Origin of the sequence: Neorhizobium sp. LMR1-1-1.1, assembly GCF_040675795.1 — a bacterium.
Classification (GTDB): Bacteria; Pseudomonadota; Alphaproteobacteria; order Rhizobiales; family Rhizobiaceae; genus Neorhizobium; species Neorhizobium cellulosilyticum.
Genome location: NZ_JBEGHE010000019.1, coordinates 1 through 22,514, shown reverse-complemented (window position 1 = coordinate 22,514; position 22,514 = coordinate 1). Strand labels below are relative to the sequence as shown.

The following is a 22,514-nucleotide window of genomic DNA, read 5'->3' as shown; positions in this document are numbered from 1 at the left end:
GTGATCTATCCGCGCCGGTCACCCGCACATCTTTGTCCAGGACATTAAGGCTCCAGAATATCCGTTAGGAAGCTGCCGACAAACTTTGCTTCATTGGACAGACTTGTCCGTCCTTTTACCAATGCAATCTCGGACGCTGGCTGACCGTCGAAGCCGTCAGATGGCCCAAGTTGCCGGTGTTCGGTTAGCACCGCGTCGGAAGGTAGCAGACTGATTCCGAGGCCGGAGGCAACCGCCGCCTGCACACCCATCAGTCCCTGGCTGGTATAGGCGATCCGCCAGCGACGACCGCTGCGCTCGATCGCGCGGATGGCGCGATCCCGGTATATGCAGCCGACGGGAAACACCGCGAGTGGAACCGGGTCCGTCTCGACCGAACGGGTGGCGCTCTCCACCCAGACCAACTCTTCTTTCCAACTCGCGAGACAGGCCCCATCTCCAGGCTCGCGCTTGATCAGCGCGAGGTCAATTTCGCCCGCATCCAGCAGGCGCCGGAGCTCAGTGCTCCAGCCACTAACCGTGTCGAGCCTTATGTGAGGCGATGCGATTGAAAATCCCGACAGCAGATCGATGAGGCGCCGCCCGGCAAAATCTTCCGGAACGCCGAGGCGAACGGACCGCGGCGCCAGAGGTTTTCGCATGACCTCGGCGGCCTCATCTGCGATGGCGAGTATTCTGCGCGCATAGCTCAGCAGTAACTCGCCGGCTTCCGTAGTTTCAACAGTTCCGGTCGATTTGTCCCGCCGCAGCAGTGAGGTGCCTAAATTGACCTCCAGCTTCTTGATCTGCTGGCTCACCGTCGACTGCGTCAAGCGCACCCGTTCGGCCGCCTTGGTGAAGCCGCTGCAATCGACGACGGCAGCAAAGGTTTTCAGAAGATCCAGATCGAACCCGAAGCTCATTTGATTTCCCAATGAAGATGATGATGAGATTTAATTTCTCAATCCACGCAGGTTTTGTCAATCTCGGGAAAATCAAGGAGAAAACGTATGACCCTGACTGGCCCCAAGCCGACCTGGCTGACCTTTGATTGCTATGGAACCCTGATTCAATGGGACGAAGGGCTGCTTGCTGCAATGGGCAGAATACTGTCCGCAAAAGGTGGCGATATCGATCAGAAGGCATTTATCTCGATCTACGATCACCATGAACATTCGCTGGAGGAGGGGCGTCCTCACCGCACGTTTGCCGAGGTCTGCGCCCTTGCCCTGGAACGGGCGATGGCCGAATTCGGCCTTCCGTTTGAGGTAGCGGATGCCAATATCCTGACCTCGTCGATCGGCAAGATGCCGCCGTTTCCGGAGATTGTGGCAACCCTTGGAAAGTTAAAAGATGCAGGTTTCCGCCTGGCGATCATCTCCAATACTGATGATGCCATCATTGCTGGAAACGTGGCCCAACTTGGTGGCCACATCGACCGCGTCATCACTGCGGAACAGGCCGGTGCCTACAAGCCATGCAGCCAGATCTTCCATCATGCCTGGAAAAGCCTCGGCACCAGCATGGAGGATCTGGTGCATATTTGCGCCAGTCCGCATCTGGATCTTGCAGCGGCGCGCGAGCTTGGCTTTCGTACCGTTTGGGTCGATCGTGGCACCGGCCGCAAACCCCTGGAAGATTACCGCCCGGACGAAATCGTCCCGACGCTCGACAAGGTGCCTGCCATCCTTGCCGCAGCGGGCTGGATGGAACGATAGGAGACTAACATGGCGCATGAGCTGAATGTTTCGAAGACAAATCCTGCACTACGGCACAATCGTTTGCTGGACACCGAAGAGATTTGGCAAGCACGGGGCGACCTCGCCGCTTGCCTTCGCATGGCAGCGCGGCTCGGCCTTGAAGACGGGATCTGTAACCACTTCTCGGCTGTTGTGCCCGGTCATCCCGACCTCTTCATCGTCAACCGCCTGGGTTGGGCGTTTCAGGAGGCGACTGCCTCGTCATTGCTGATCTGCGATTTCGAAGGCAATGTGGTTGCCGGGGATGGCGTACCGGAGGCAACCGCGTTCTATATCCATGCGCGGTTGCACAAGATGGCGCCGCGGGTCGGTGCTGCGTTTCACACCCATATGCCGAATGCGACCGCGCTCAGCATGGTCGAGGGTGAGCCATTGGTCTGGGCAGGCCAGACGGCGCTCAAGTTCTACGGCCGTGTGGCGGTTGACGAGAACTATAATGGCCTTGCTCTGGACGAAAGCGAAGGCGACAGGATCGCCGCCGTCCTTGGAGACAAGGATATCCTGTTCATGAAAAACCATGGCGTGATGGTCTGCGCGCCGAACATCGCCGAAGCCTGGGATGATCTCTACTATCTCGAACGTGCTGCCGAAGTTCAGTTGAAGGCAATGGGTTCAGGCCGCAAACTTCTGCCGGTCGTGCCTGCTGTCGCGGCTGATGCGGCGCGGCAGATGCGCGAAGGGGACCCGGAAAGTGCCAGAATGCATCTGGAAAGCATCCGTCGGGTGCTGGACCGGCAAGCGCCGGAATATCGCGATTGATCGGATAAGAAAGGCGAAGCATCAAGCATCTTGAAGTGCGCATTTCCTTATTTTTCTCCGGGTCAGGGCGTCCCTTTCAGCAGCGGTGAATCACCCAGTGTCACGACCATATGGTCGATGAAGGCACGGACGCGGTGGGGCAGGGGACCACCACCGACATAGACGGCATGCACCAGTTCAAGATCGCGTGGATTGAAGTCTTCGAGCAGTGGAATCAAACGCCCAGCGGCGATGTCGTCGGCCACATGAAACAGGCCGACGCGGGCAATGCCAGCGCCGGCCAACGCCATTTGCTTCATCGTCTCGCCGTTGTTGACGACGATGCTGCCTTTGACTGGTTGTGCGATGTCCCGGTCGCGGTCACGAAACGGCCAGGTCGGTCTTGCTCGCCGAAAATTGAAGGTCAGGCAGTCGTGCTGCGCGAGGTCCATAGGCGTTTCCGGCGAACGTCGGCGCGCCAGATAGTCAGGTGAAGCACAGACCACGCGCCGGCTCTGTCCGAGCTTGCGGGCGATCAGGCCGCTGTCCGGCAGGTTTCCCATGCGGATAGCGACGTCGGTCTTTTCCGCTACCAGGTCGACAATCCCGTCGGTGAAGGAGAGGTCGACGATCAGGTCGGGATTGCGGGCGATGAACTCCGGAATGGCCGGTGCGACGAACATCGTTCCGAACGGTATTGTGGTATTGATCCTCAGCCGTCCACGGACCGCACCGCCCGTTGCCTCCTGATCCGCATCGTTCAGTTCCTGCAGAATCCGAAGCGCCGCATGGTGATAGGCTTCGCCTTCCTCGGTCAGCGTCAGAGCGCGGGTCGTTCGCACCAGCAGGCGCGTGCCGAGCCTTGTTTCCAGACGGGCGATCAACTTGCTAACCGCTGATGGTGTGATGTCCAGGTTACGGGCGGCGGCGGAGAATCCCCCATCCTGAACAACGCGGGCAAACACCTCCATTTCGCCGGAACGTTCCATCAGAATGCGCGGCATTGATGATCCTCATTCACAGGTGCACGTCTTTTACAGGCAATAGTATCTCCGAGGCTTAAATCATAAATTGTCTCCAGCAACAATCTGGAGACACGTCATGGATCTGCAAATCAACGGAAAGACCGCCCTTGTAACCGGCGCCACCGCCGGCATCGGCCTCGAAATCGCCCGCTCTCTCGCGATCGAAGGCGCGAGGGTTGTCATCACGGGCCGCGACCGCGTCAAGCTCGACAGCGCGATCGCTGCTGTCAAAACTTCCGGCGGATCTGAGATCACAGGCATTCTGGCAGACGCGGCCAGCGCCGAGGGTGCCGCGATCATCGCCAAGGCCGAACCGTTGGTCGATATCCTCGTCAACAATATCGGCATCTACGAGAGCAAGGCCTTCGGCGACATCACCGACGCCGACTGGAGCCATCTGTTCGACGTCAATGTCATGAGCGGCGTGCGCCTGTCGCGCACCTATCTGCCCGGCATGCTGGAGCGCAATTGGGGCCGGATCATCTTCATTTCCAGTGAGTCGGGTCTCGCCATCCCTGAGGACATGATCCACTACGCAACGAGCAAGACGGCTCAGCTGTCGATCTCGCGCGGATTGGCGCAACTGACCCGCGGCACCAATGTCACGGTCAATTCCGTGCTTCCGGGACCGACCCGCTCGGAAGGCATCGAAGCCTTCCTGCGCAGCCAGGCAAGCGATCCTTCCGCACCGATCAAAGAGATCGAGGCCGAATTCTTCGCCACCGCCCGCGCGGCTTCGATCCTCCAGCGCATGGTGGAGGCGGAAGAGGTGGCAAACCTCGTTGCCTATCTCGCCAGCCCCCGTTCATCGGCCACGAACGGTGCAGCCCTTCGTGCCGAAGGCGGTCTCGTCAACACCATCGCCTGAGAAAGGCACTACCCATGTCAAACACGCCTCTGACCATCATCGCCATCACCACCGCCAAGCCCGGCAAGGAGGCGGCGCTTGGCGCTGCCCAGGAAAAGCTGGTCGCCGAGACTTTGGCCGAAGACGGCTGCCTCCGGTACGAGTTGCACCAGTCGCTCGATGATGGACGCGTGCGCATCTTTGTCGAAACCTGGCAAAGTGAAGACCAATGGCGCGCCCATATGCAGGGCGCCGTCCTGCAGCGCTTTCAGGCGAGCGGCGTTGGCGACTATTTCGCCGACTTTGCGCTGCACCGGCTCACCAAGGTCGCTGGCTGAGAAGCAACCGCCGTTCCCTTCCCCACCATATTTCTAACTTTCGGAGCTAGACCCATGAAACTTCTGCGCAGCCTCGCCGTCGCTCTTGCGCTCGGCGCCAGCACCTTAAGCGCCCATGCCGGAAACGTCCTGATCGTGCTGTCCGATTACGATCGTCTCGATCTGAAGGACGGCAAGGTATTCAAAACCGGATTCTACCTCAATGAATTGATGCAGCCGGTGAAGGCCTTGCTCGACGCAGGCCATGAGGTCACCTTCGCCACACCCAAAGGTATGGCGCCTTCCGTCGACCGGACATCCATCGACAAGATGTATTTCGGCGGTGACGAAGCGGCGACGAAAGCCAGCGAAGCGCAGCTGTCGGAACTGGGCCTGATGTCGAGCGACAAGTCGCCGGTCATCAGCCTCGCGCGGGTCGAGCAGATCGGCTACGACCATTTCGACGCGGTCTACGTGCCCGGCGGTCACGCACCGATGCAGGATCTTCTGGTGAGTTCCGAACTCGGCAAGCTGCTCACCTGGTTCCATGAGAATGGCAAGACGACGGCGCTCGCCTGCCATGGTCCCATCGCACTGCTGTCTACGCTGCCGGACGCACAAGAGTTCGTGACAAAGTTCGAGACGGCGGGAACCGCAAAGGCGCAAACTGGCTGGATCTATGCCGGCTACAAGTTCACGGTCTTCAGCAACCAGGAAGAGGAAATGGCCAAGGGACTGCTGGGTGGCGGCGAGATGAAATTCTATCCGCAGGATGCGCTCACACAGGCGGGCGGTCAATTTAGTCAGGCTGATGCAGCTTTCTCCGCGCATGTCGTAACGGATCGCGAGCTGATCACCGGCCAGAATCCCGCATCAGCCCCGGCTGTGGCCCAGGAACTGCTGAGCAGATTGAAGCAGCATCTGCCGATGTCGCCTCAATAGGCGGGGAACGGTTTCACTGCAATGTGGTTAATTGCCGTGTTCGCTGGATTAGTTCTGGATTACAATGGTCGCACAATTATGTCACCATTGTCCTCCCTCGAAATCAGGCTCTGCATTCTGCGCATAGTTGCACTGCAGCAAAGTCTATTTCGTGTGCAGCGAAAATTGGTATTGTGGTTCTCATCGACGCAATGCATCTCCTCCCGCAGAGCTTCGATTTCAGACGGCCCACTCCTCCTCCCAAGGGGCGTCTGTCAGAACTGCGGCACTCCTCCTCCCAGCCGTTGTTCGGTTCTTTTCGAAAGCCTGCCGCACCTCCTCCCGCGGCAGGCTTTTTCGTCTTGGGGACTGGCTGATGAGAACCCGGGATCGAGCTGCTGTCCTTGCCCTTTTTTCGCTGTTGAGCGACGAAAAGGTGATCTCCAGCCGCACCGGACGTCTGAACGGAAGACCCAGGCGAGATGCTTTTCATGATGGCCTCGAAATCAGGCGGCATCGCAAAGATCATCGCCGACATTCTCCCGTACTCGGTCGCGAGTTTCTTCCGCATATCGGCCGTCGGCACCAGCCGGAAACTACCGGGTACTGCCCGATCATAGCGATGGTCCGGTGCACGGAACATCAGTTCCTTATGCTGCCGGCACGCTTCGCATACCCGAGCCTATGGAACTGGCTCCGAAGAGTCCAAGACATTTCGATATTTGTGTCCGCCCGGCCCAGCGGGCGTTCGAACACAGCAAACCCGACCTTTCCGATGTAAGTGTTTTGCGCCCTTTCAATAATGGAAAATTGGCCAAAATCCATCAACTGCCGGTGCCCGGCGTCGCGTAAGAGCCGAGTCCATATTTCACTGCGGTTAAGCTTCCCCAGGTGGCGCGACACCGGCTCTTCCGAGAACATCTCAACCATTGGGTGGAAATCCGCGAAGATCGGTAACCGAAGGGACAGGCGCGGAGACTCGATCAGGCGAGATTCGTTCTTTGAAGGGCTCTTCTCATCCTTCCAAGCGAAATAACGCAAGCCCTACTTTGCTTAGTCGCCGATCGCAATTTCGATGGCGATAAGGTGCCAGGATCACACACGCCGATCTTTCAGATAGTAGGACACGCGATCAGGTTTGAGGCGGAACCTCGAGGGTCTTAGCGAGGCGCTCAAGTTCGACGGAGTAGCAAAAGAACCCGAACAGCACCAACAAGACCAGCGTGCCAAGCAGCACCGCTTGACCGAGTGGGGCAGCGCGTTGATTTCCGGCAAGTGCCGAAAAAAGATGGTTGAGAACAGGACACCACCGAACAGGAAGGCCATGCGCGCGGCGAAGGAAAACAGATGAGATACGAGGATAGAGCGGAACGGGGCACGGACCTCGACCCAACGCATTCTCGCCCAGTAGCTCGCCTGCTGAACCAAAGCCGTTATGAGAATCGCAATGAACGTAGACGATGGCACTTGTTGGCGTTCGCCGAGATGGGTGACGACGGCGTAGAAGATCGGAAAGATCACCCAGAGTAGATATGCCACTGCCAGAGACTGGAGCACCATAAGTGCCGCGTAGGCGATAGTATTTTTTTGTCGATCAGTCATGTTCCGCTTGGCCAGCCCTCTGGAAAAACTGACGTCCTTCTGGGTCAATGATCAGCCACGGGTGCTATAATCCCTAGCCGCCCAGCGCATTGACAATCAGCTGAATTGCGACAGCAGTTAGCAAGATCCCGAAGACGACCTCGGAAACGACCATGCTCGCGGTTTCATGTGTTTGGATATCTTTTCGGTATTAGTGAATACGATGAGTCAAAGGCACCGGCAATCAGGATCAGAACGGCGACCGTTCTCATTCCCGTTGCCGGCAGCGTCCCCACATCCACCAAGGTTGACATGCTAGTCACCACCACACGCAGTCGCTCGATGATCAACGGCGAAATGTTTTCCGGTGAACGAGCCAGGGACGCGGCCTTTGCCGAAATCACTGTCTCCATCCCACCGGCAAATGTGCGCAAAGTTGGTGAGGTGGCATGGCCGAAAAGACTCCCATCCATTCCAGCCACGGACTTTGCGACTTTGAAGGCGGAGGAAATCAGCCGAGATGATGCCAGAAAATGGCTGAGTGCTTCCGTCAAGAGGAGCCGGGACGGTAGTGTGCTGGTCTTCATTCACGGCTTCAACAATCGGTTCGAAGACTCGGTCTATCGCTTTGCCCAGATCGTTCACGATTCTGGCGTAGCAATCGCGCCGGTGCTGGTCACATGGCCGTCCCGGGGAACTTTGCTCGCGTATGGCTACGATCGGGAGAGTACCAACTACACGCGCAATGCCTTGGAGTTGCTCTTCCAATATCTCGCCAAGGACGCGCAGGTGAAGGAAGTCTCGATCCTTGCTCATTCCATGGGGAACTGGCAAACGAAACATCGTTTGCGTGTGTTGCGCCAATCTACACCTGCGGCGCTGATGCGTCCATTGGTTCTCCGAATGGGACCTGGGGCCTATCGATGACTTTGCAACTTCTCCGGTTACTGGCATAGTTTCCCCTCCGCCGGTTTATTAAAGATACGCTTAGACAGAAAGCGCTAATATTGCGATATGTGATCATAGAATGTGTGCGGAGGGCAGTTAATAGGGACGAAGCGTGGAACCCGTTTTGTGCCGATCTGGTGCGACGCATCGAGATCCCGACATCGCAAAGAGGATGGTCATGCAGGACAAGTGATAGACGCTGCCATTTTCAAAATCTCTCTAACTCCACAGAGCCGCAGGTCAAAATCGGGATGACCAACTGAAATAAATGAGGGATATCGATAGAAAACGTCGCAATTTCAACACTTCCGGGAAGACTGTCTCCCACATAACGTGCGCCATTATTTCGGGTCCTTTCAAGAGCGGGCACGCCCGCGCTGCTTCTCATGTTATTCGTCAGCATTGCCCGCGCGGACTGCTATACGGCTTTCGATCGATATCGAATTTACACATGAGGCTGAGTTTCATCGAATTGCAGGATGTAGCGATTGGAAAACGGCGAAACTGATCCAACTCCAGCCGCTGACGGCTATAGTTGGGCCGCTCGGTAGGCACGAACATGCTCGATGAGCGCGCGCAGCTTGGGCGCCATATTTCGGCGATTGGGGAAGTATAGGAAGAACCCTGGAAAGGGCGGCAGATAGTCGTCCAACACCGTGATCAACTCGCCGCGATCGATGTATGAGCGAAAGGTCTCCTCCAACGCAAATGTAATACCGCCACCAGCGAGTGCGGTCCGGACCATCAGATACAGATCGTTGGTGGTGATCTGCGGCTCAACGGCAACGTCGATAGGAATTCCATCTTCCTCGAACTCCCATCGGTAAGGCGCAGCACTTGGAGAGGGACGCCAACCGATACAACGATGACGCACCAGCTCCCGAGGATGCCGGGGCGCTCCGTGGACTTCGAAATATCGCGGTGTCGCGACGACCACTTCTCTCTCTTCTTTGGTCAGTGGAACCGCGACCATATCCTGCTCGATCACATCACCCAGCCGGACGCCCGCATCGAAGCCGGCGTCTACGATGTCAAAGACGTCGTCCGTCACCGTGACGTCGATCGTGATGCCGGGATGGGCTTCAGCGAAGGACGCGATCAATGGGCCGGACAAAAACTGTTCGGCAATCGATGTCACCGCGATCCGCAGCAACCCGCTCGGCCTTGCGTCGCCCGCTACATTCTCGAACGCAGATCTGACCTCTGCCATTGGTTGGGACAGTGTTTCGCGGAAGCGGTTGCCCGCTTCGGTGAGCCGCACGCTACGGGTCGTGCGGCTGACGAGCGCGATGCCGCAGATATCCTCGAGACGTCTGATCGCTTGGCTCACGGCGGAGCGAGTAACACCCAACCGGTCGGCCGCGGACCTAAAATTTCCTTCTTCGGCGACGGCCAGAAACATAGGCACCAAGTTAAGATCGATATTCATTGTCGTATCTCGCTAACCAATCTCGTTAGCGGAAAGGGGATACAGACGACAATCGAATTTGTCTACCTATTGTCCGTGTCCAACGGTCGCCATCGCGGCAGGGCAGGCATGAACAACCGATCATCGAAGGAGATATTCTCATGACACATATCAAGATCAGACTCGCAGCAGCAGCTTTGGCTCTTGGGTTCTGCGCCGGACCTGTCGCTGCACAAGATAGCGCGTGCCCTCGGGAAGGCTCCGAGGCTCCTCTCGCACTTCATGCGGACTGGATCATGAAGGGTTGGGAGCGACATGAAGGCGATGGCAAATTCGTGTTCGCAGAAAAGCTGAACACGTATTACGATCTGGAAAATACGAAAGGTGTTTTCTACGACAATTTTGCGCCCGGCAGCACACAGCTCTTTGATAACTCGGCTCGCTACGGCGCCAACTGGGAGGCGTTGCAGAACGCCGCTCGATCTGTCCGCCACGGATTGACTGGAGGTCATGACGCGATCGTCGGCGAGACAGTCGCTTCGACGACACTCGGCTTCGTTGGCCGCATCGATCGCCTTGACGGCAAGGTGATCGCTTTCGATGGCCGCTCGCAGTTGGGCTGGGAATGTACCGCTGGCAAATGGAAAATCCGCCATGAACTGAACTACGCTTGGGTCGTCGAGCCCGAGACCATTCAGTCTTTCCTGGGCAAGACGGAGGTGGCCCAATGACCGCCGCAACGCCTTCACACCCTTATGTCGGCATGTGGGAGACCGCAGACGGCCGCATACGGCACCATTTGCTCCCGAACGGCCGCTACGACGAGGCGCGTGGCCGACGCGAAAGTGCCTATCAAGGACGATACGAGGTGTCGAGAGACCACATCGAGTACTGGGACGATACCGGCTTTACTGCCAACGGCGACTTTGTTGATGGCGTCCTGTACCACGCCGGCATGGTTCTCTATCGCAGGCGGTAGTCAGGTCATGATATCGCCGGCAGACCCTGCCGGCGTGCTCGATCTTTTTTCAATGGAGTAGACCATGTGTGGCTATACAGCAGCAGTTACATTCATTCGAGCACTGCCGGGAGAGGGAGCAGCCTTGCGTTCGCTCCTTGAAAAAGATGCTCTTGGAGGCTTTCCGAATAGTGCCACGAAGCCCGAGATACTCACTTGCGACGTCGATGTGGACTTCATTTGTCTCAAAGAGTCGGATGAGACCGGTTTTATCTTCCTATCGGACGAAACCAAATGCTGCATCGCATCATTAATGGTGGTGGTGGGCGGAGATGTGAACCAGGACAGGTTCCATTGAGCCCTTAGGCAACCTTCGCAGCTGCTCGTTTTAAGAGAGGGTCCGCATTGGAAACCATCGAACCATCCCGTCAAATCGATTTGCCGCCGATCCCGGCCGTTACCGGGAAGCCCATTTATCCAGCGGTACTCGTGCCTGAACTGGAGGAGGTTATTGCAAGGCCCGAGCGGACGTCCCCGCTCGGGCTTGAACAATATATAGCCGGTCGCACGCTTGTCAGTGGCGATAGTCCGGCGTGGAATGACATGTTCGTGCAGGTCTATTCCCGCCTGAACAAGCAGGAGCCATTTCTTGTTCCCGCAGTCGCTGAGCCCCTGATCGTCTGGGTGATGTCAGGCGAAGCGGTAGTTGAGGAGCGTGACCTTGACGGGGAATGGGTCGCTAATACGGTCACAGTTGGCGATTTTTTCCTGACCCGCTCTCCCACCCCATATGAGATGCGCTGGCGCGCTATCGGCGACGCGCCTTTCCAGGTTATGCATCTTTATCTCTCCGTTCCGCTGTTCGAGCGCGTCGCCTACGACGTGCTGGGCTGCGCCGCCCCTCCTGCACTTCGCGACATTTCCGGGGGCAAGGACACGCAGCTGTCGCTCCTTCTTTCCGTGATCCACCAAGAGCTCACGTCTGAGGGGAAGGGAAGCCAGCTGTTCATTCAGGGCCTCGCCCAGACCCTTGCCGTGCATCTCATCCGGAATTACGCCGCCAGTGAAGCTCCCGACGATCGGCAGAATGCGCTCCCCGGCTTTAAGCTCCGTCGGGCCTTGGCCCACCTGGAGGAACATCTAGCCGAGCCGTTCAATCTCGCCCAGTTGGCTGAGACGGTCGGCATGAGCGAATTTCATTTTAGTCGTTTGTTCAAGAAGGCGACCGGGCTCTCGCCCTCGCGCTACTTCATTCGCCAGCGCGTTGCCCGGGCACAGCTTCTTCTGCAGGAGACGGATACCAGCATCATCGAGATTGGCATGTCCGTCGGCTATTCGAGCCCAAGTCACTTCGCCCAGGTCTTCCGTCGCGAAACCGGCCTGCCGCCGAGCCACTACCGGCGAGGTTAGTTTTTGACCCGTCGCGATTTCGAGCAAGATCGCAACAGGTCGAGCAAGGTCCCGAGAGAAGGATGCCGACGATCGGCTTAAATTCCTCCTTGTCAAAACGAAACGCCCACCGCGGTGGTGGGCTTTGAGACAAGGAGTGAAGACAATGACCAACCTCAACGGAAAGATCGCATTGGTCACCGGCGCATCGAGTGGCATTGGCGCTGCGACCGCTGCAAAGATTGCTGAAGCCGGTGCAAAAGTTGGTATCGCTGCACGGCGCACCGACAAGCTCGAAGATCTCAAGAAACAGATCGAAGCCAAGGGCGGAGAAGCCCTTGTGATCGAGATGGACGTGGTCGACACGACCTCGGTCGATGCGGGCGTGAAGAAGCTGATCGATGCCTATGGTTCGATCGACATCCTCGTCAACAATGCCGGTCTTATGCCCCTCTCCGATATCGATCAGTTCAAGGTCGACGAGTGGCAGCGGATGGTAGACGTGAACGTGAAGGGCCTGCTCAACACGACGGCCGCCGTTTTGCCCCAAATGATCAAGCAGCATTCCGGCCACGTGTTCAACATGTCGTCTATCGCCGGTCGCAAGGTGTTCAAGGGCCTGTCGGTCTACTGCGCCACAAAACATGCGGTCACGGCTTTCTCTGATGGCCTGCGTATGGAAGTCGGTCAGAAGCATGGCATTCGCGTGACCTGCATCCAGCCAGGCGCAGTTGCCACCGAGCTCTACGACCACATCACCGATCCGGGCTACCGCAAGCAGATGGATGAGCTGGCCGGCCAGATGACCTTCCTTCAGGGCGAGGATATCGGCGACACCATCGTCTTCGCAGCCCAGGCCCCGGCCCATGTGGACGTCGCCGAACTGTTCGTTCTGCCAGTAGAACAGGGTTGGTAACAGACCGGTCCTGAAGGGTCCCTGCATTGTTGCAGGGACCTCTCAAGGGAGATTGTCATGAAGGAATTACCCGCATCTCAAGCATATCGCGTCCTGGAACCTGGCCCGATCGTCATGGTCTCGACGAGCGAAAATGGCAAGCCCAACGTGATGACGATGGGCTTCCATATGATGATCCAGCACGACCCGCCGCTGATCGGTTGTGTGATCGGGCCATGGGATCACAGCTATCATGCTCTCCGGAAAACCGGAGAATGTGTCATCGCTGTTCCCGGTCTTGATCTCGCCGAGACCGTTGTCGACGTCGGGAACTGCTCAGGCGATCGGGTAGATAAATTCCAGAGATATGGCCTCAAAACGCGACCTGCCAAGGACGTATCAGCCCCACTCCTCTCAGATTGCCTGGCCAACATAGAATGCCGGGTCGTCGATACGCGGCTCTCGGATTCTTACAACCTCTTCATCTTCGAGGCGACGAGGATCTGGATCAACGAGAACCGAAAAGAGCGTCGAATGATGCATCACCGCGGTGACGGAACGTTCACCGTCGATGGCGGCACACTCGACCTTCGAGATCGGATGGTCAAATGGCGCCATCTCCCCTGAGAGGCGCCGGGCCCAAAATGCACCAGCACCCCATTTAGAAAGGAAGAAAACTATGTCTGCTTATCTCATCGTTGATCTCGACATCCACGACATGAAGGCGATCGAAGACTACCGGTCGAAGGCCTTGCCGCTCGTTGCTAAAGCTGGTGGCAAGCTGATCGCAATCGACGAAACACCACTGGAGCTGGAGGGCTGGACCGCCACCAACATGCTTATCATCGAATTTCCGGACAAGGATGCCATCCGCCAGCTCTTCGCATCCCCCGAATACGCGCCCTTGGCCGCTCAGCGGCAGGCTGCGGCCGCATCGCGCATCATCGCGATCAACGGAGTCTGAAAAGAGCAAGGTCACGACAGCTCCCGCAAAGACGCGGCAGATCTTTTCCAGGCATGCCGTCACTATGCGGGTGTTGCCCTAACCGAGAAGGAGACCTGAAATGGCTGAACTCACCAATGTGGCCTACTTCACCGCAAAGCCGGGCCGCTCAGGAGATCTGGGTGACGAACTGCTTCAGCTCGTCGCTCCGTCCCGAAACGAGGAAGGCTGCCTCCGTTACGAGATCCACCAGTCCAATGGCGTTCCCGACGTGTGGATAGTGCTCGAAGACTGGCGGCACGCCTCCGACTTCAAACTGCATATGAGCACACCTTACGTCGAAGCCTTCATGGCGAAGGTCCCGGACCTGTGCGTCGAAGACGTGGAAATCTGCGGCTACCAGCAACGGTCCCCGCAGGCCTGAAACAGAAAGGAGTATATGAAATGAGCACGCAAAACCCTAAAGTCTGGCTCGTCACCGGATGCTCTACGGGCTTCGGTCGCTACATCGCGGAACACTTGCTTGAGGCGGGTGAACAGGTTGTCGTCACCGCCCGCAAAACCGACAAGATCGCGGATCTTGAGCATAAGGGCGATGCCCTGATCCTCCCGCTCGACGTCATCGATCGGGATCAGTGCCAAAAGGTTGTTGACGCTGCAGAAGCGCACTTCGGACGCATCGACGTTCTGATCAACAACGCCGGGATCGGTTTCTTCGGTGCTATTGAAGAAACCGCCGACGCCGACGCCCGTCGCCTGTTTGATGTCAATTTCTTTGGTGTCGCCAACACGATCCATTCGGTGCTTCCGCATATGCGAGCCCGCCGCAGTGGTACGATCGTCAATCTGACATCAATCGGCGGCCTGGTCGGCTACACAGGCGTGGGCTACTACTGCGCCACGAAATTTGCCGTGGAAGGCCTGTCGGATACGCTTCGGAAAGAAGTCGCCCCTCTCGGGATCAATGTCATGACCGTCGAGCCCAGCGCCTTCCGGACGGAATGGGCAGGCTCGTCGAACGAGGTCTCTGCGTCCATTGAGGATTACGAGGCGACAGCGGGCGAGGCACGTCGCGCTTACCACGCATCGGTGGGAGAGCAAGCTGGCGACCCGGCACGTGCGGCGAAGGCCATCCGGGAAGCCGTGCTGGCTGAGCAGCCTCCGCACCACCTTCCGCTCGGCAATGACGCCGCAGACGCTGCCCTGAAGAAGGCGGAAGACCTGAAGGCAAACGTTGTTGCCTGGGAGGCCTTGTCTCGTTCAGCCGACTTCCCGGCAACCTGAACCAATCAAGTCAAAAAACCAACACGAAACCAAAACTACCGCGGCCATCGCCACGGAGATTGAAGGAGTGTGTCATGTCAAAGCGATTTGAAGGAAGAGTAGCAATTGTGACCGGCGTGGTTCCGGTATCGGCGCCGCTATTGCCAACCGGCTTCTTAAGGAAGGAGCGTCCGTGATGATCTCCGGCAGAACCGAGAAGCGATTATCGGAAGCTGCCTGTAAGATGCCGACTGAGCGCAGCGGCACCTTTGTCGCCAATGTTTCTTCACGGCCGGACTGCGACGCCCTTGTTGCCGCGACCGTGGAGCGCTTCGGCCGCATCGACACTGTCGTCAATGCAGCCGGCATGAATCTTGTCGGCACCATTGAGGAGACCAGCGATCAGGATTGGGACGAGTGCATTGCCTCGGACCTCTCCGGTGTCTTCTACATGAGCCGTGCAGCGGTTCCGCATCTTAAGGAGACCAAGGGTTCGATCGTCAACATCGGCTCCGTGTCATCCCTTGGTGGTGGCTGGAGCCATGCGGCCTATAATGCTGCAAAGGGTGGCGTGGCAAACCTGACGCGCTCAGCAGCCTGTGACCTGGGCAAGTTCGGCGTCAGAGCCAACACAGTGGCACCGGGACTTACTGTTACGGGAATGGTGGATGCCATCATGGACGATGATGGGCTACTGGAGAAAGCCTGGGATCGAATTCCGTTGAGGCGGGCAGGCCAACCTGAAGAGATTGCCTCGGCGGTTGCTTTTCTTGCCAGTGATGAAGCTGCCTGGATAACCGGAATTGTCTTGCCTGTCGATGGGGGTCAGACCTGCACCGACGGCGGTCCGGAATGGAGTAAGTAAAAGTGCGAGAAGCCCGGACGATGGTCCGGGCTTTTTCCTTTGATCGGCTGCTTCATTCAGCGGCGGGCGTCGAGGCTGTAACGGCCCGCGCCGAACGCGACGACCTGCAGCAGGCCGCCGGCCATTGCGATGTTCTTAAAGAAGTGGATGAACTGGTTGAGGTCGCTGAGGTTGTTGTGGAACGTTAGCGCCGTGGCAACGCTGAATAGGGCAAGGATCAGGGCGACGATGCGGGTCTGGAAGCCGAGGATCAAGGCGATGCTGCCCAGGATTTCGGTCACAACGGCTGCGCCGTAGGACAGGGGCGGGAATGGCAGGCCGACCATATTGATATAGCCGATCGTTCCAGCTGGATCAGAGATCTTACTGATACCGGACAGAAGGAAGATTGCCGCCAAAAGGACACGGCCAACAAGGGGTGTTACACCGTGAACTAGGGCAGACTTGGAAAGGGTTTCAGCGCGCTGAGCGATTACTTCGGAATAAGACATTGACATATCTCCTTGAGTTGTGGGGCGTAGCCACCGTGGCTGCGTCGTGAGGAGAAATTGCCACCATCCGAGCGAACGAAAAAGCTGGATAATATCGCAGATTATCGTCGAAAAAATCGAACGATGGAGGCAAAGAAAAACCCGCGCTTTTGAGGGCGCGGGTCCGACTGGAGGGTCGAGAAATCAGATGACGGAGAGCAGCCCTCCATCCACCAGGAGCGCGGTGCCCGACACATAGCTCGACAGATCAGAGCCAAGGAAGGCCACAGCATCTCCGACTTCCGCCGGTTTGCCAAGCCGGCGAAGCGGCGTCCTCTGGCGAAAGCCCTCGGAGGCCTGGGCGATACCGGGGCTCGTGCGAAGAAGCTCGGTGTCGATGGTGCCGGGTGCGACTGCATTGACGCGGATACCGTCGGGGCCAAGAGCGTCGGCCAGTGATTTGGCCATCAGCACAACGCCGCCCTTGCTGGTCGAGTAGGCGACGGTGATGCCGGCGCCAGAGATCCCGCCCATGCTTGCCATGAGGACAATGCTGCCCTGCTTGTTGAGTGCTTTCATCTGACGCGCAGCTGCCTGCGCGCCAAACAGCGGGCCATCGAGATTGACAGACATCAGGCGGCGGTAATCGTCTTCCGGAACCTCCGCCCCGTCTGTCTTCAGCGTAATGCCTGCATTTGCGACCATGACATCGACGCCGCCGAATTCTTCTGCCGCCGCAACGAGGGCGTCGTTGTCAGCCTTGCGGCTGACGTCTGCTTTCACGAAAACGGATTTGGCCCCCAGTTTTCTGATCTCGGAGGCAGTTGGTTCACCGCCTTCGCGCGGTGCTTCCACCACGTCCGAGACGATAACTGCTTTGGCGCCATGTTCGGCAGCCCGGATGGCGATTGCACGCCCAATGCCGCTCGATGCGCCGGTTACAATCACGACCTTGCCGTCGAGAATGTTACTGTTGCTCATTGTGGTGATCCTTAATGTTCCGGCACTTTGGGGGCCGAGGAGGGCAGGGCGTCGAGTTGCTGCAGAAGATAATAGAGGTTGGCGACACCCCAGTGTTCTACGATCTGGTCGTTGCGAATGCGCATGGCATCGACAGTTTCGAACTTGATCTGGCGGCCCGTTGGCGCGATCCCAAGGACGACGCCCTTATATGTCCCGTGATAAGTCTTGAAGGTGGTGACGATATCGCCATCGACCGCTTGCCAGTGGATCTCGGCGTGGAAGTCCGGGAAGGCTTCCCGCAGCGCGTGATAAAGGCGACGCGCTCCTTCCTTGTCTGGCGTCCCGCCCGGCTGCGGCGTGTGGTCCAAAAAGTCGTCGGCGAAAAGCTCGTCAAAAAGCTCGAAGTTGCCGCCAGACTGCACTTCGCGTGTGTTGCGGCGGACGCTGCTTTCAATGCTTCAGATTGGTCTGACATGGGATTTTCCTTTTAAGGTTCGGTGTCAGAGTTCAAAACCACCGATCGTCATGCCGCCGTCGACGGTCAACATGTGTCCGGTGACATAGGAGGCAGCGTCGGAGGCAAGCCAGATTGCTGCGGCCGCGATTTCCTCCGGCTTGCCGCCGCGTTTGGCAGGAATGGCGTTCTGAGCGAGTGCCGCAAACGCCGGGTTCTGGTGGCTGTTCGCAGCGACCATGGGCGTTTCCGTCCAGCCGGGCGCAATCGCGTTGACGCGGATGCCGTGCGCTGCATTCTCCATTGCGGCAACCCGGGTCAGCCCATGCACGCCGTGCTTGGAAGCTGCGTAGGCACTCATGCCTCCGGGTCCGGTCAAAGCCGCAACCGAAGCCGTGTTCACGACCGAACCACCGCCACTGCGCCTGATCAGAGGGATCTGGTACTTCATCCCGAGAAAGACACTCTGGAGATTGACTGCGATGACCCGCTGAAAGTCTTCCAACGGATAATCTTCAATACGTTTTGCAGGGCCGGTTATCCCGGCATTGTTGAAGGCCGCGTCGAGCCGACCGGATGCGGCATCGATCTGTTCAATCCATCCGACGACCTGAAGTTCGCTCGCGACATCGAGCTCGGTTGTGAATGCCCGGCCATCTTCGGCGCGGATGAGCTCTGCCGTTTGGGTGAGACCCTCGGCATCGCGATCAGCCAGATGCACTGTCGCGCCGTCGCGAGCGAGCCCAAGTGCTATCGCTCGACCGATCCCAGAGCCTGCACCGGTGACCGCGACGACCCTGTTTGAGAAAAGCGAGAACATCACTTCTCCTTGCCAGCCGATCGCAGTCGGCTGGTCTGGTTGGAGCTGAGTTTTAAGAGTGAGTTAGGCGGGTTTAGTTGCGGGCAGCGACGAGTGCTTCGGCTGTGCGGGCGACGATTTCGCCCTGATGGAAGGCACCGGCGAGATCGATCTGCGAAGGCTGGCGCGACCCGTCGCCACCGGCAACTGTCGTTGCCCCGTAAGGAGCGCCACCAACAATTTCTTCACTGCTCATCTGGCCCTGATGGCTATAGGGCAGGCCGACAATGATCATGCCAAAGTGCATGAGGTTGGTGATGATCGAGAAAAGGGTGGTTTCCTGGCCGCCGTGCTGGGTGCCGGTCGATGCGAACGCAGCGCCCACCTTGCCGTTGAGAGCACCCCGTGCCCACAGGCCACCGGCCTGGTCGAGGAAGGCCGCCATCTGCGACGACATCCGCCCGAAACGTGTGCCGGTACCGACGATGATCGCGTCATAATCCGCTAGTTCCGCGACTGTCGCAATCGGGGCGTCCTGGCTGATCTTGAAATGAGCCTTTTCGGCAATTTCGAGTGGGACAGTTTCCGGGACACGTTTGATCGTAACGTCGGCGCCGGCGCTTCTTGCGCCTTCAGCGATTGAGCCTGCCATTGTCTCGATGTGGCCGTAGGACGAGTAGTATAGAACGAGAACCTTGGTCATTTTGCTTTGCTCCGTTGGAGTGGGTGAATTCGATGGAGGCAACATCTGCTTTTTCATCATTCGATAAAAGCTGCATAATTTTGTCCATTACGTTCGATTTTATCGAGCGATTCCGTTGTCGAAATCAGTTTTGCCTTCCCTGAGGAGTGTTCAGTCTTTCAGCAAGTTGAGCGCGACCAGCGCCTGGCCGAAATGCTGGAGTGAACCGGAGGCTTTGAAACTGCCAAGGTCGGACGGCGCAAAGCCCAAACGAGCGATCAGGTCCGCTACCTTCTTACTGGCCTCTGGAAAGTTACCTGATAGGAAGAGAACGCGCCTTCCGCTCGCTTTCACCGGATCGGCAGCCAGGACAGCGGCCGGGAGGGTGTTGAACGCTTTCACGAGCTGAGCGCCAGGGAAGAGATCGGAGACAATTTCCGAAGACAGCCGGCCACCAAGGTCACGCGGTTTGAAAGCAGGAAAGTCGATAGCATTTGTCGCATCGACGATCGTGCGGCCATCCCACGCAGTCTTTCTGCTGGCGACTTCCGGCACGGCGTCGTAAGGCACGGCCAGGATGACGACGTCCGAGTTAAGAGCCTGATCGAGCTCGACCGCTTTCACTTTAGCGCCAAACTTGTCCGTGACAGGCTGAAGCGACGCCGGACCGCGTGTGTTGGCGATAACGGCGTCAACGCCTGCAGCATGGAAGCGTTCAGCAAGTGCAGAGCCGATCGCACCAGAACCGATGATTGCATAGGTAGTCATTGTATTGCTCCTTGATTAGATGGGGTTTCAGTTGAAGTTGTCGGGGAGGGGAATAAACTCGTCGTCGCCCGGCACGCCGGGGAATTGTCGTTCGCGCCACTGGTCGGCAGCATGGCGAATGCGCTGTTGATCCGTGGCCACGAAATTCCAGCGGATGAACCGTTTTTCAGGAAGCGGCTCGCCTCCGAATGCGAGAAACCGGGCTGGCTCGTTCGCCTTCACCACGATCTCCGCGCCGGGCTTGAACACGATAAGACGATCCGGGCCGTAGGTTCCGTCCTGCCCGATGATCTCGATCGTACCGCTGACGACGAAGATCGCTCGCTCGATATGCTCACCGTCGATCCTGTAGCGTGCTCCAGCCTGAAGCTGGATTTCTGCAGAAAAGAGTTCAGAGAAGGTGCTGGCAGGTGAGCGCCGTCCGTGCAGCGTGCCGGCGAGAAGCTTCATATCGATGCCCTCACCATTGATCGTCGACAGTTCATGGGCGCCGAGGTGCTGAAAGAGTGGTGCAGTCTCTTCCGATTGTTTGGGAAGAGCGATCCAGCTCTGCAGGCCCGTGAGTTTTCCCCCGTCCTTGCGAATATGGTCCGGCGTCCTCTCCGAGTGGACAATGCCGGAACCGGCGACCATCAGATTGACTTCCCCGGGGCTGATCGACTGCACGTAGCTTTCGCTGTCACGATGCAGCAGCTCACCTTCCAGAAGGTAAGTGAGTGTTGAAAGGCCGATATGTGGGTGAGGGCGGGTATCAATTCCCTCACCAGCACCGAACCGCACGGGTCCGAAACTGTCGAGGAATATGAATGGCCCGACCATTTGGCGCATGGCCGCAGGCAGCGCCCGGCGAACGGAGAAGCCTCCGAGATCACGGGTCGAGGGCAGGATAACCTGCTCGATGTCAGCGTTCGACAAATAGGACATTGTCAGCTCCGGCGGTTGAATTCGATGGAGTGAAGGTAGGCCCACTGGACGTTTCGGAAAACTCAGATAATTTCGGCGAAAACGTTCGAGGAATTAGAAATGTCAGACCCAGGCCAGCCGACGCTGGATCAGCTTAAAGTCTTCATTACCGTTGTAGAGACGGGGAGCTTCGCGGCAGCTTCCAGGAAGCTCAACCGCGCGACGTCTGTGATCAGCTACACGATTGCCAATCTCGAAACGCAATTGGGTGTCACGCTCTTCGACCGGCTCTCAACGAAGAAGCCGCAGCTGACACTGGAGGGGCGGACGGTCCTCGCCGAAGCTAAGAGCGTTGCCCACGGCATCGATAATCTTCGAGCCAAGGTGAAGAGTATGCTTCGCGGCGTGGAGCCGGAGGTCCACCTTGCGCTGGATGTCATGCTACCTGCCGCCCGAGTCATGGACGCCTTGAAAGCCTTTCGAAAAGAGTTTCCGAGCGTATCACTTCGTCTTTATGTCGAAGCTTTGGGTGCGGTCACGCAGATTGTTCTCAACCGTACAGCAGCGATCGGCATCAGTGGCCCGCTCGATGTCGAGATCGCGGGCCTCGAGCGCATCGGTGTAGGTTTTGTCAAACTCATCCCGGTCGCTTCACCGGATCATCCGTTAGCTGGCGGATCTCACCCTCCGGGCGCGGCGCGAGGACATATCCAATTGGTCCTGACCGACAGATCGCCTCTCACTCAGGGCCACGAGTTCGCTGTTGTCGGGAACCATACCTGGCGCCTCGCGGACCTTGGCGCCAAGCATATGCTGCTCAAGGAAGGCATTGGCTGGGGCAACATGCCTGAACCAATGGTGAGAGATGATATAGAGACAGGGCGCTTGGTGCACCTTGATCTTCCTGACTGCAAGGGCGGTCCTTACCGCCTTCAGGCTGTTTACCGAACGGACACACCTCCAGGACCGGCCGCCCGCTTTCTGATCGACCATTTCCAGAGCCAAGATATTGATGATCCGATAGCGGCTGGTTAGACTTTGGGAAAAGACGCGACCGAACAGTTTTGGCGTGTCGATGCAATTACAGATTACCGCCCGCATCGCCCGGGGACGCAATGTTGCCGTCAACGAGATGGCGTTTCCGCTTGGCTGTCGTAGGTCAACTCGCGACCGCGAGATAAAGCGCAATACTTTTCATCGTCGCGACCCGCCGGACTGCCACAGTGAGGGCGGTGCTCAGCGCGCAGCGCAAATTCCCATTTTTTCAGGCGCTTAGCGATATGTCTTAAGGTCGAAGGTTCGCATCCATTAGCCGGAAATTGGTCGTGCAGCGCCATCAGCTTGAACTCAGGCGTTGTCTGTCCAAAAGCGGTGCATAGTTCATCTCTCGAGAATCTGGTCGGGTTTACGACCATGGTATAGCTTAGGTGCGTCCGCCGCCCGTTGTAAGGCTGCCGTCAGACCTGGGCTATGCCTTCGCCGACAGCGAGCTCTGCACCCGTCGTGAAACTGCTGCGTAGCGGCAATCTAGGTGAGATTCAGCGTCAATCAGGATGAGACTCGCGCCGGGGTGTGACGGAGTGAGGGCGTAGCCCGATCGTAGTCATACCCCGGCGTGGCGCAGATTTTCGGCGTCTC

At 57.9% G+C, this 22,514-nt stretch carries 29 protein-coding genes and 1 pseudogene; 17 read left to right on the top strand and 13 right to left on the bottom strand.

Annotation, left to right across the window (positions count from 1 at the left end):
- Positions 1-44: 44 nt before the first annotated feature.
- A complete protein-coding gene (locus MRBLMR1_RS10700; protein ID WP_500064553.1) occupies positions 45-902 on the bottom strand; it encodes a LysR substrate-binding domain-containing protein in 858 nt (285 codons plus the stop codon).
- 87 nt (positions 903-989) lie between these two features.
- Here MRBLMR1_RS10700 and MRBLMR1_RS10695 point away from each other — a divergent pair, with 87 nt between their 5' ends.
- On the top strand, positions 990-1,697 hold the full coding sequence (locus MRBLMR1_RS10695; protein WP_183688106.1) for a haloacid dehalogenase type II: 708 nt from the start codon (positions 990-992) through the stop codon (positions 1,695-1,697).
- 9 nt (positions 1,698-1,706) lie between these two features.
- On the top strand, positions 1,707-2,498 hold the full coding sequence (locus tag MRBLMR1_RS10690; protein ID WP_500064551.1) for an aldolase: 792 nt from the start codon (positions 1,707-1,709) through the stop codon (positions 2,496-2,498).
- A gap of 62 nt (positions 2,499-2,560) precedes the next feature.
- Here the strand turns inward: MRBLMR1_RS10690 and MRBLMR1_RS10685 are convergent, their stop codons facing one another.
- Complete coding sequence (locus MRBLMR1_RS10685) at positions 2,561-3,481, bottom strand: LysR family transcriptional regulator (protein ID WP_500064549.1); 921 nt, start codon at positions 3,479-3,481, stop codon at positions 2,561-2,563.
- A 97-nt stretch (positions 3,482-3,578) separates the two neighbouring features.
- Here MRBLMR1_RS10685 and MRBLMR1_RS10680 point away from each other — a divergent pair, with 97 nt between their 5' ends.
- Genes MRBLMR1_RS10680 through MRBLMR1_RS10670 form a run of 3 tightly spaced genes read left to right on the top strand, consistent with a single transcriptional unit; the run spans position 3,579 to position 5,608 of the window.
- The gene (locus MRBLMR1_RS10680) at positions 3,579-4,370 is read left to right on the top strand and encodes an SDR family NAD(P)-dependent oxidoreductase (protein WP_183688100.1); all 792 of its coding nucleotides are present in this window, start codon (positions 3,579-3,581) and stop codon (positions 4,368-4,370) included.
- A 14-nt stretch (positions 4,371-4,384) separates the two neighbouring features.
- Positions 4,385-4,687: a putative quinol monooxygenase gene (locus tag MRBLMR1_RS10675; protein WP_183688098.1), complete on the top strand. Its 303-nt coding sequence runs from the start codon at positions 4,385-4,387 to the stop codon at positions 4,685-4,687.
- A 54-nt stretch (positions 4,688-4,741) separates the two neighbouring features.
- Entirely contained in the window at positions 4,742-5,608 is an 867-nt protein-coding gene (locus MRBLMR1_RS10670) for a type 1 glutamine amidotransferase domain-containing protein (RefSeq protein WP_500064545.1), read from the top strand.
- Between the two features lie 460 nt (positions 5,609-6,068).
- Here the strand turns inward: MRBLMR1_RS10670 and MRBLMR1_RS10665 are convergent.
- The 3 genes and pseudogenes from MRBLMR1_RS10665 to MRBLMR1_RS10655 form a co-directional block, all read right to left on the bottom strand.
- A pseudogene (locus tag MRBLMR1_RS10665) lies at positions 6,069-6,263 on the bottom strand (nucleotidyl transferase AbiEii/AbiGii toxin family protein); the annotation flags it as partial.
- Complete coding sequence (locus MRBLMR1_RS10660; protein WP_404946547.1) at positions 6,230-6,508, bottom strand: GNAT family N-acetyltransferase; 279 nt, start codon at positions 6,506-6,508, stop codon at positions 6,230-6,232. The gene MRBLMR1_RS10660 and the pseudogene MRBLMR1_RS10665, both read right to left, overlap by 34 nt.
- Before the next feature lie 174 nt (positions 6,509-6,682).
- Positions 6,683-7,237, bottom strand: a complete 555-nt coding sequence (locus tag MRBLMR1_RS10655) for a hypothetical protein (protein ID WP_500064543.1) — start codon at positions 7,235-7,237, stop codon at positions 6,683-6,685.
- Positions 7,238-7,480: 243 nt separating this feature from the next.
- Between MRBLMR1_RS10655 and MRBLMR1_RS10650 the strand changes: the two genes are divergently transcribed.
- Positions 7,481-8,095, top strand: a complete 615-nt coding sequence (locus tag MRBLMR1_RS10650) for an alpha/beta hydrolase (RefSeq protein WP_500064541.1) — start codon at positions 7,481-7,483, stop codon at positions 8,093-8,095.
- A gap of 550 nt (positions 8,096-8,645) precedes the next feature.
- Here MRBLMR1_RS10650 and MRBLMR1_RS10645 read toward each other — a convergent pair.
- A complete protein-coding gene (locus MRBLMR1_RS10645) occupies positions 8,646-9,545 on the bottom strand; it encodes a LysR family transcriptional regulator (protein ID WP_500064538.1) in 900 nt (299 codons plus the stop codon).
- A 140-nt stretch (positions 9,546-9,685) separates the two neighbouring features.
- On the opposite strand from MRBLMR1_RS10645, the gene MRBLMR1_RS10640 reads away from it, so the two are divergent.
- From MRBLMR1_RS10640 to MRBLMR1_RS10595, 10 genes are all read left to right on the top strand, one after another.
- Entirely contained in the window at positions 9,686-10,255 is a 570-nt protein-coding gene (locus MRBLMR1_RS10640) for a hypothetical protein (RefSeq protein WP_206827431.1), read from the top strand.
- Positions 10,252-10,503 carry an Atu4866 domain-containing protein gene (locus MRBLMR1_RS10635; protein ID WP_500064535.1) on the top strand — a complete coding sequence of 84 codons (252 nt, stop codon included), beginning with the start codon at positions 10,252-10,254 and terminating at the stop codon, positions 10,501-10,503. Before MRBLMR1_RS10640 ends, MRBLMR1_RS10635 begins: the two co-directional genes overlap by 4 nt.
- Before the next feature lie 64 nt (positions 10,504-10,567).
- Positions 10,568-10,840, top strand: coding sequence for a hypothetical protein (locus MRBLMR1_RS10630; RefSeq protein ID WP_500064532.1), 273 nt, complete (start codon positions 10,568-10,570; stop codon positions 10,838-10,840).
- A 47-nt stretch (positions 10,841-10,887) separates the two neighbouring features.
- Positions 10,888-11,892 carry an AraC family transcriptional regulator gene (locus tag MRBLMR1_RS10625; RefSeq protein ID WP_183688086.1) on the top strand — a complete coding sequence of 335 codons (1,005 nt, stop codon included), beginning with the start codon at positions 10,888-10,890 and terminating at the stop codon, positions 11,890-11,892.
- 145 nt (positions 11,893-12,037) lie between these two features.
- Positions 12,038-12,787 (top strand): SDR family oxidoreductase, encoded by a 750-nt coding sequence (locus tag MRBLMR1_RS10620; protein WP_500064529.1) that lies wholly within the window; start codon positions 12,038-12,040, stop codon positions 12,785-12,787.
- Between the two features lie 57 nt (positions 12,788-12,844).
- Complete coding sequence (locus MRBLMR1_RS10615) at positions 12,845-13,393, top strand: flavin reductase family protein (protein ID WP_500064527.1); 549 nt, start codon at positions 12,845-12,847, stop codon at positions 13,391-13,393.
- Between the two features lie 52 nt (positions 13,394-13,445).
- Positions 13,446-13,730: a DUF1330 domain-containing protein gene (locus MRBLMR1_RS10610; RefSeq protein WP_500064525.1), complete on the top strand. Its 285-nt coding sequence runs from the start codon at positions 13,446-13,448 to the stop codon at positions 13,728-13,730.
- A 100-nt stretch (positions 13,731-13,830) separates the two neighbouring features.
- Positions 13,831-14,133, top strand: coding sequence for a putative quinol monooxygenase (locus tag MRBLMR1_RS10605; protein WP_500064523.1), 303 nt, complete (start codon positions 13,831-13,833; stop codon positions 14,131-14,133).
- 20 nt (positions 14,134-14,153) lie between these two features.
- Complete coding sequence (locus MRBLMR1_RS10600) at positions 14,154-14,993, top strand: oxidoreductase (protein WP_500064521.1); 840 nt, start codon at positions 14,154-14,156, stop codon at positions 14,991-14,993.
- A gap of 175 nt (positions 14,994-15,168) precedes the next feature.
- On the top strand, positions 15,169-15,837 hold the full coding sequence (locus MRBLMR1_RS10595) for an SDR family NAD(P)-dependent oxidoreductase (protein WP_500064519.1): 669 nt from the start codon (positions 15,169-15,171) through the stop codon (positions 15,835-15,837).
- Between the two features lie 56 nt (positions 15,838-15,893).
- On the opposite strand, the gene MRBLMR1_RS10590 is transcribed toward MRBLMR1_RS10595, so the two are convergent.
- The 7 genes from MRBLMR1_RS10590 to MRBLMR1_RS10560 all read right to left on the bottom strand — a co-directional run bounded on the left by MRBLMR1_RS10590 (position 15,894) and on the right by MRBLMR1_RS10560 (position 20,897).
- Positions 15,894-16,328, bottom strand: coding sequence for a DoxX family protein (locus MRBLMR1_RS10590; RefSeq protein ID WP_183688076.1), 435 nt, complete (start codon positions 16,326-16,328; stop codon positions 15,894-15,896).
- A 183-nt stretch (positions 16,329-16,511) separates the two neighbouring features.
- A complete protein-coding gene (locus MRBLMR1_RS10585) occupies positions 16,512-17,288 on the bottom strand; it encodes an SDR family oxidoreductase (RefSeq protein WP_062579293.1) in 777 nt (258 codons plus the stop codon).
- An 11-nt stretch (positions 17,289-17,299) separates the two neighbouring features.
- Positions 17,300-17,692, bottom strand: coding sequence for an ester cyclase (locus tag MRBLMR1_RS10580; protein WP_500064516.1), 393 nt, complete (start codon positions 17,690-17,692; stop codon positions 17,300-17,302).
- A gap of 78 nt (positions 17,693-17,770) precedes the next feature.
- Positions 17,771-18,544, bottom strand: a complete 774-nt coding sequence (locus MRBLMR1_RS10575) for an SDR family NAD(P)-dependent oxidoreductase (protein WP_404946534.1) — start codon at positions 18,542-18,544, stop codon at positions 17,771-17,773.
- A 73-nt stretch (positions 18,545-18,617) separates the two neighbouring features.
- Positions 18,618-19,226: an NAD(P)H:quinone oxidoreductase gene (gene wrbA / locus MRBLMR1_RS10570; RefSeq protein ID WP_500064514.1), complete on the bottom strand. Its 609-nt coding sequence runs from the start codon at positions 19,224-19,226 to the stop codon at positions 18,618-18,620.
- Between the two features lie 150 nt (positions 19,227-19,376).
- The gene (locus MRBLMR1_RS10565; protein ID WP_183688066.1) at positions 19,377-19,973 is read right to left on the bottom strand and encodes an NADPH-dependent F420 reductase; all 597 of its coding nucleotides are present in this window, start codon (positions 19,971-19,973) and stop codon (positions 19,377-19,379) included.
- Positions 19,974-20,000: 27 nt separating this feature from the next.
- A complete protein-coding gene (locus MRBLMR1_RS10560; protein WP_500064512.1) occupies positions 20,001-20,897 on the bottom strand; it encodes a pirin family protein in 897 nt (298 codons plus the stop codon).
- Between the two features lie 99 nt (positions 20,898-20,996).
- Here MRBLMR1_RS10560 and MRBLMR1_RS10555 point away from each other — a divergent pair, with 99 nt between their 5' ends.
- Entirely contained in the window at positions 20,997-21,911 is a 915-nt protein-coding gene (locus tag MRBLMR1_RS10555) for a LysR family transcriptional regulator (RefSeq protein WP_183828899.1), read from the top strand.
- Positions 21,912-22,514 lie beyond the last annotated feature (603 nt).